This is a genomic window from Chloroflexota bacterium (genome assembly GCA_018648225.1).
Lineage (GTDB): Bacteria > Chloroflexota > Anaerolineae > Anaerolineales > UBA11858 > NIOZ-UU35.
In genome coordinates, this window is record JABGRQ010000019.1 from 1 (window position 1) to 7,350 (window position 7,350).

The following is a 7,350-nucleotide window of genomic DNA, read 5'->3' on the forward strand; positions in this document are numbered from 1 at the left end:
GTTGCTCCAATTCTACCCATCTCTCACAGGGAGAGAGCCAAGGTGAGGAAAATAATTTTGGGTATTATACCCTCCCTGCGGTATACTAATGCAAATTCTTTGCGATTTTCTTTGTGTGCGAACATTTGTCAGGAGATTTACCATGAACGAACGTTGCGCCTATTTAGTACGCCGCCTGGAAGACGCGCGTATTTCCACACAAACCTTTTTTGAGAATCTCCAGCCCGCCGATTGGGAAAAACAGGTTTATACTGAAGGCGCAGCCTGGAGTATCCGTCAGGTTGTGGCGCATTTTGTAATGGCCGAAGATGGCATGGCGCGCCTGGTCGCAGGGGTTGTCGAGGGTGGTGATGGTGTCCCCGAAGATTTTGATCTGGATTCTTATAACGAATACAAAGCCAAGCAACTCGAAAATAATTCGCCTGAAATCTTGTTAGAAAAATTTGCCGCCGCCCGCCAAAATACCATTGATTTGGTAGCTGGCTTTACCGACGGTGATCTTGTAAAGCAGGGCCGTCATCCCTGGTTGGGGATGACGGCCATTGAAGCGATCATCAAACTGATGTACCGGCATAATAAAATCCACCAGCGCGAAATCCGTGTCGTACTGGATGGGGTATAGTTTTTATCACAGAGACACGAAGAGTACGAAAAATCTCAGTAGCTTCACCGAGAAAACTTTGTCAACTCTTTGTCTCTGGGGTCAACTTTATCAATGATGAAAAATATCCTGCAAAAAATTCGTCCCTTATGGTTACTTAGCACCGTGCTGCTTTACAGCCTCGGCGGGGGTATCGCCGATTACCTCGGCGAGTTTGACGATTGGACCACCTTTTTTATTGGGTTGGCCTGGGTGTTAACATTACAATTGGGTTTTCAATTTCTTGAAATATATTTTCGCGCCGCGCCGCCCAAGCTCGAAGACGAATCTCAAAAATTGGCCTATGAATTGCCCCTGTGGTTTGGCCTGACCGCCCTGACTCTGGCGACAACGTTTACCATCGTCCTTCAGCGCAGTGCCGCCCTCGATAGCGCCGTCGGATTGGTGATGGGCCTGATCTTCCTTGGTGCAGTCGCTTATGCCCTGCCGCCTCTGCGTCTCGTCGATAGCGCCTATCGCGGGTTGCTGATTTCGGCGCTCCTCGCCAACTTGATCCCCGCGCTGGCTTTCGCCTTGCAAAGCACGCCGTTGCATCGCCTGGTCTTGATGGTCACCTTCCCGCTGACTTTGCTGCACTACGCCATGACGCTGGTGTTTGAGTTCCCCGCTTATGCTGGTGATGTCAAACATCAGCGTCCGACGATTCTTGTGCGCCTCGGTTGGCAGCACGGCATTCTGCTCATCGGTGTGCTGAATCTCTCGGCATTTTTGGCGCTGGGTTTCGCCATGCTCGTTGGCCTACCCGTGCAAATCGCCGCGCCGATCTTCCTTGTGCTGCCTTTGGCGCTCTTCTTGATCTGGTATTTCGGTCGCATCACCGCCGGAGCTAAACCAAACTGGCAAGCTCTCTTCATCGCTGCAACCCTGATCTACGCCTTCTCTGTCTATCTCTTTACCTTCGCTTTCTGGACGCGATAACCTGCCGATTAATACATTAAAAATGCCTGAATTTCTGACCCTTCTACCCCCGCAGGATGCCCTGCAAAAATTGCTCGATCACCTGACTGTGAATCCTGTTTCCGAACAGGTGGATTCAGACCAGGCTCTGGGGCGGGTGACGGTTACCCCGGTGCTGGCGCCTCACCCCTTGCCCGAATTCCCGCGTACCACCGTCGATGGCTTTGCTGTGCGCGCCGCCGACACTTACGGCGCCAGCGATTCCTTGCCCATGTATCTCAACCTGATCGGCGAAGTGCCAATGGGCACTGCCCCCAACTTCGAGTTGGTGCCCGGCGCTTGCGCGCTGATCCACACCGGCGGGATGCTGCCCCTCGGTGCAGACGCGGTTGTGATGGTCGAGCACACCCAAAGCGCTCGTCCCTCCGAAGTCGAAATTTTGCGCGCCGTGGCGCTGGGTGAAAACGTCATTGAAATTGGGGAAGATGTCAAAGCTGCCGCCGAAGTTATCCCCGCGGGGACGCGCCTGCGTCCGGCGGAGATTGGCGGTCTGATGGCATTAGGGATCACGCAGGTTGAAGTCGCCCGCAAGCCGCGGGTCGGCATCATTTCCAGCGGGGATGAAGTTGTGCCGCCTCAAAAGCGCCCGGCACCGGGCCAGGTGCGCGATATCAATGCGTATACCTTGAGCGCCGCGGTGCATGAAGCGGGCGGCGAAACGCGCATGTACGGTATCGTCTCTGATACGCGCCCCGCTATGCAATCTGTTGCCGAGCGCGCCCGCCGCGAATGCGATTTGGTGGTGATTACGGCCGGTTCATCGGCCAGCACGCGCGACCTGACCGCCGAAATTCTGGACGGACTGGGTGAACCGGGCGTGTTAGTACATGGCATTAACACGCGCCCCGGAAAACCGACGATTTTGGCGGTTTGCCAGGGCGTGCCAATGATTGGGTTACCGGGTAACCCGGTTAGCGCGTTGGTGAACTCGTATTTATTTGTCGTGCCAGTGCTGCGTGCTCTGCTGGGCGAACAACCGCGCCCCGCCGCAATTCGCTCCGCTCGACTGACGATCAACCTCCCATCCCAGGCGGGGCGCGAAGATTGGGTTCCGGTTAAGCTAATATCCCCCCTGAAGGGGGGATCGAGGGAGGTCCAGGCCGAACCCATTTTTGGTAAAAGCAACCTCATCTTCACCCTGGCGCGTGCCGATGGGCTGCTCAAAATTCCCGCCGATGCCAACGGCTTGGCCGCAGGCGAAATGGTGGATGTATATTTGATTTAGATACGACGACAGACTGCAGTTTCTTTTCCTATGACAACCTCCCTCCGTCTCAGCTTGCTTCCATCTGAATATGCCGTTTGCCAGCTCCCCCCGGATGCTGAGTTCCCCGCTTGGGCGCGTGGCGGCGAATTGCTGTCGATTACCCGCACTTCTGATGAACTTTCGATCGTTTGCCCGGCTGCGCAGGTTCCCGCTGATGTCAAAGCTGAGCGCAATTGGCGGGTTATCAAGGTGCTGGGGCCGCTGGATTTTTCGTTAGTGGGAATTCTGGCTTCTCTGGCAGGAGAATTGGCACAGGCAAAAGTCAGCATTTTTGCGCTTTCGACCTATGACACCGATTATATTTTGGTGAATGCAAATACGATCGACCGGACAATTGACGCATTGCGAAAAGCCGGTCATGAGTGGATACTGGAGTAACGAGTGTAACCGCTTAGAGGGTGGTTGCAGCCTTAATTTTACTCCGACGATCAATCAAGTAGAACATTCCGGAGAGCAGGGCAAATATGCTCAACAGGTAGAAGGCCACTAATCCCAGACTGGCTCCGTCCACCCAGGCCCCATAGAGCAGCCCGGCCAGGGTGCTGAACAGCGCCACCCAGCCGACATATACCCATGCTTTCAGCCGCCCAATAATTGTGGCGGTGATCAGAATGCTTTGCAGGCTGAGTTCCGGATCGGAGATCAGATATGCCAGCAGCGGGCCGCGGTGCATTCCCAGACTGAGGAACATCTGGGCGATGGGCACTTCTACCAGGGTGGGGAAATACATAAATACGCCGAATACCACCCCGATGAAATTGCCCAATAGCGTGTTTTCTCCGGCCAGCGCTTCAATCCATTCGGGGCGAATGATCTCGCGGATTATCCCCACGACAAAGACGCCTATAATCAGCAGGGGGAAAATTTGCTTGACGAAACGCCAGGATTCCCATAAAAAATCGCGGATTTCGTCTTCGTTGAGTTGGGTTTTGAGCAGCCAGGCCAGGATGAGGGTGGTGATCAGAACGCCGAGGAATTTTCCCGTAATTTGCAGGGTCAGCCCCCCGGGGTGCGGAATCACGCCCAGAGCCGCAATCAGCAGGGTCAGCCCCACTAACGCAGTAGAAACCCACGTCCAAAGGTTGAATCCCTCGAAGATATTCTCAATCCCTTTCCAGGATGTCACCCCGATCAGCGCCAGCATCCCAATTAACAGCGCGCCTTGAGCGGTAACGCCCTCTTCGCCGCGTGCCGGGTCAAAGGGCACCAGCTCGAAGAGCCAATTCTGAAATTGGTCTACGCCCGCAATGGGAAGTTCTGCTGTGAAGTAAGTGTGCTTGAGCAAGTCAATTTGGAAAGTGCCGGCGATCAACAGCGTTACCAGCACCAGTAGGAAAATCAGCGCGCCGCGACGCATGGCGGCCCCGCCAGCGAAAAGCGCATCGGTGGCTTTATCGTGCGCCACATCGTCTTTGCGGAAAATTAAGGCCATGATGACGCCTACGCTGATGCCAAATGCCAGCGAGAGCAGCAAGCGCGCCAGCGCCAGATCCATGCCGATCACGGTACCCGTGTAGGTTAATGCCAGAATGTTGACCGCCGGAGCGACGAATAGAAACGTGATCGCTGGCCCCAGCCCAGCGCCTTTTTTGTAGATTCCGGCGAAGAGCGGGATCACTGTACACGAACAGACCGCCAGCAAAAATCCGGCGGCAGCCGCGGCTGGGTACGAGATATATTTGGGCGTGTTGCGACCGAGATAGCGCGTAACCGTTTCTTTGGGGATCAGGGCGGTCATGGCTCCGGCGATATAGAATGCGGGCAGCAGGCAGAGCAGCACATGCGCGGCCAGGTAGGCAGCCAGATTGCCCACTCCGCTGGCGAGCAGGCGGACGAGAAAGTCGAGCGTCGTTGTTAGCATAGGAAATACCTCAAGATTTACGCACTTTCGCAAAAGAAAGCCCGAAAATTGGGGCGCGTGGGATGCTTCGCACCCCTATTTTCGGTATATTTTTCATCGTTTTGCGTAGGCCCTTACTTACAAAGCCGATGTGATGAAACTGGTTAGCTCCGGGAACGACGGGATGCGCCCGCTACTGACGGTTTTCTCGTTGATCACCAACCCGGGAGTTGACATGACCCCGTAATCTGCATATTGGGTGGGATCGGTAACTTTAGTGATTTCTGCCTCGATACCGAGTTGTTCGACGGCCTTGCGGGCCATTTGTTCCAGGCGTTTGCAGTTGGCGCAGCCAGAACCGAGCACTTTGATGATGAGCATGTTTTTTCTCCTCTTTCTTTGCGTATCTTTGTGATCTTTGTAGAAAAATCTTGAAATGTTATTTTGACTGATCGCCGCAGTGCGGACAGCAGCATTGTGGCAGCGGATCGCTTTGCAGGTGCGCTGTGAATTCTTCGGCAGGGATTCCTATGAGTTGAGCAATTTCGCCGAGTACTTCAAGGATGGCTGGTTTGGCGAGTCGGTAATAGATATAGCGGCCCTCGCGGCGAGTGAGTAGTAATTTAGCTTTGCGTAAAGCCATCAGGTGCTGTGAGATATACGCCTGCCGATAGCCTAGCCGTGCCTCGAGATGGCAAACACAGGCCTCGCGGTGACCAATTGCAAGCAAGAGTTTTAACCGGGGAACGGGCTGAATAATTTTTAACAGTTGCCCAATTTCTTTTTCGGGGGATTTTATATTCGACATCTTGAATATATTATAAAATATATTCAGAAATGTGAATATGACAGATGTCAGTCTTTTTAAAGAAATCGTATGGTCGTTTATTCGCCAGAATCCGTGCGATCGAAGATGTTAGTGATAAAATCGCCATATGATGTCAGTATATTTGCACGATATTCCACTTGACCAGGCTCAGCAACGGCTCATGGAAGCCTTGCAGGCCGCGAGCCTGTATGGGCCGCTTGGCGAGGAAGAGATTATTCTCGATGAACGCGCCCTGGGGCGCGTGCTGGCGGCGCCGATCTGGGCCAAAATTTCTTCGCCGCATTACCATGCCTCGGCAATGGATGGATACGCTGTGCGATCCGCTGAGACCGCCGGGGCATTGCCGACAGCTCCGCTGAGTTTGCAGTATGAAACGCAAACCGTGTATGTGGATACAGGAGACCCTTTGCCGGAATGGGCGAATGCCGTCATTCCGATTGAAAATGTCGAACCCCTGAACGAAGACGGTCAACTCAGCGGCGGCGAGCGTTATCCGCAGGCGATTCGCATCCGCGCTGCGGTGGCTCCGTGGGCGCATGTGCGTCCGATGGGTGAAGATATGGTCGCCACGCAATTGGTGTTGCCCACAGGCCACACCTTACGCCCGGCGGATTTGGGCGCCATCGCGGGCTGCGGACATGATCGTGTGCAAGCCGCGCGCAAGCCACGTGTGGCTGTGATTCCTACGGGAACCGAATTGGTCGCGGTAGGGGAGCCAGTGCGGCGCGGCGATATTATTGAATACAACTCGCTGGTGCTGGCGGCGCAGGTCAATGCCTGGGGTGGGCAGGCCACGCGTTACCCGATTGTGGCAGATGACTTCGATGAAATAAAAAGATCAGTTGCCGAAGCTGCCCAGACCCACGACTTGATCTTGCTCAACGCGGGTTCATCGGCGGGTTCCGAAGATTTTTCTGCAGGTGTTGTTGAATCGCTGGGGGAGTTGCTGGTACATGGTGTGGCGGTGCGGCCAGGGCATCCCGTGATTTTGGGCATGGTCAACCGTTCCGCGTCCTCTGTCCCCATCATTGGCGTGCCCGGCTATCCCGTTTCCGCCGCGCTGACCGGGGAGATATTTGTCGAGCCGCTGCTGGCGCGTTGGCTGGGACGTCAGCCTGTACGCCCACACGAAATCGACGCTACGCTGACGCGCAAGATGACATCCCCGGCGGGGGATGATGATTATGTACGCGTGGCTGTTGGCAAGGTGGGCGAAAAAACTCTGGCTGCTCCGCTGGCGCGCGGCTCGGGGGTGATTACCTCGCTAGTGCGCGCCGATGGTATTGTGATTGTGCCGCGCGGCTCACAGGGCATCCCCGCGGGCGACGCTGTGCGAGTGCGCCTGTATCGCTCACCGAGCGAGATTGAGCAGACGATCTTCGCGATTGGCTCACACGACATGACCCTCGATGTGATGGCGCAGTTTTTGGCGGCGCGCCACCGTCGCCTGACTTCGGCCAATGTGGGCAGCCTGGGTGGGCTGGTGGCCTTGCGGCGCGGCGAAACGCATCTGGCCGGGGCACATTTGCTGGATGTGGAAAGCGGCGAATACAATTTGCCCTATATTCGGGAATATCTGCCCGATGTGCCGGTGCGTGTGGTGGCGTTGGTGGGACGCGAGCAAGGATTGCTGGTGGCGCGCGGTAACCCGAAAGGCATCCACACCCTGGGTGATCTGACCAATCCCGAGGTCCGCTTTGTGAACCGCCAGCGCGGAGCCGGAACCCGCATTCTGTTGGATTATCAACTTAATAAACTTGGGATTCCCGCAGAATCCATCCCCGGCTATTCACAGG

Annotated in this window: 8 protein-coding genes; 5 read left to right on the plus strand and 3 right to left on the minus strand. The window is 55.4% G+C overall.

Annotated elements, in window-relative coordinates:
* Nucleotides 1-142 precede the first annotated feature (142 nt).
* From HN413_00205 to HN413_00220, 4 genes are all read left to right on the plus strand, one after another.
* Nucleotides 143-622, plus strand: coding sequence for a DinB family protein (locus HN413_00205; protein MBT3388809.1), 480 nt, complete (start codon nucleotides 143-145; stop codon nucleotides 620-622).
* A 93-nt stretch (nucleotides 623-715) separates the two neighbouring features.
* Nucleotides 716-1,579, plus strand: a complete 864-nt coding sequence (locus HN413_00210) for a hypothetical protein (protein ID MBT3388810.1) — start codon at nucleotides 716-718, stop codon at nucleotides 1,577-1,579.
* Nucleotides 1,580-1,601: 22 nt separating this feature from the next.
* Nucleotides 1,602-2,843, plus strand: a complete 1,242-nt coding sequence (locus HN413_00215; GenBank protein ID MBT3388811.1) for a molybdopterin molybdotransferase MoeA — start codon at nucleotides 1,602-1,604, stop codon at nucleotides 2,841-2,843.
* 30 nt (nucleotides 2,844-2,873) lie between these two features.
* Nucleotides 2,874-3,263, plus strand: a complete 390-nt coding sequence (locus HN413_00220) for an ACT domain-containing protein (protein ID MBT3388812.1) — start codon at nucleotides 2,874-2,876, stop codon at nucleotides 3,261-3,263.
* A 13-nt stretch (nucleotides 3,264-3,276) separates the two neighbouring features.
* Here the strand turns inward: HN413_00220 and HN413_00225 are convergent, their stop codons facing one another.
* The 3 genes from HN413_00225 to HN413_00235 form a co-directional block, all read right to left on the minus strand.
* Entirely contained in the window at nucleotides 3,277-4,746 is a 1,470-nt protein-coding gene (locus tag HN413_00225) for a permease (GenBank protein ID MBT3388813.1), read from the minus strand.
* Between the two features lie 117 nt (nucleotides 4,747-4,863).
* Entirely contained in the window at nucleotides 4,864-5,106 is a 243-nt protein-coding gene (locus HN413_00230; GenBank protein MBT3388814.1) for a thioredoxin family protein, read from the minus strand.
* A gap of 58 nt (nucleotides 5,107-5,164) precedes the next feature.
* On the minus strand, nucleotides 5,165-5,533 hold the full coding sequence (locus tag HN413_00235) for a helix-turn-helix transcriptional regulator (protein ID MBT3388815.1): 369 nt from the start codon (nucleotides 5,531-5,533) through the stop codon (nucleotides 5,165-5,167).
* Between the two features lie 127 nt (nucleotides 5,534-5,660).
* Between HN413_00235 and HN413_00240 the strand changes: the two genes are divergently transcribed.
* On the plus strand, nucleotides 5,661-7,350 hold a 1,690-nt coding region (locus HN413_00240; GenBank protein MBT3388816.1), incomplete at its 3' end, for a molybdopterin biosynthesis protein.

Coding starts and splice junctions, on each gene's coding strand:
- HN413_00205 (MBT3388809.1), top strand. CDS start 143: ATGAACGAACGTTGCGCCTATTTAGTACGCCGCCTGGAAGACGCGCGT.
- HN413_00210 (MBT3388810.1), top strand. CDS start 716: ATGATGAAAAATATCCTGCAAAAAATTCGTCCCTTATGGTTACTTAGC.
- HN413_00215 (MBT3388811.1), top strand. CDS start 1,602: ATGCCTGAATTTCTGACCCTTCTACCCCCGCAGGATGCCCTGCAAAAA.
- HN413_00220 (MBT3388812.1), top strand. CDS start 2,874: ATGACAACCTCCCTCCGTCTCAGCTTGCTTCCATCTGAATATGCCGTT.
- HN413_00225 (MBT3388813.1), bottom strand. CDS start 4,746: ATGCTAACAACGACGCTCGACTTTCTCGTCCGCCTGCTCGCCAGCGGA.
- HN413_00230 (MBT3388814.1), bottom strand. CDS start 5,106: ATGCTCATCATCAAAGTGCTCGGTTCTGGCTGCGCCAACTGCAAACGC.
- HN413_00235 (MBT3388815.1), bottom strand. CDS start 5,533: ATGTCGAATATAAAATCCCCCGAAAAAGAAATTGGGCAACTGTTAAAA.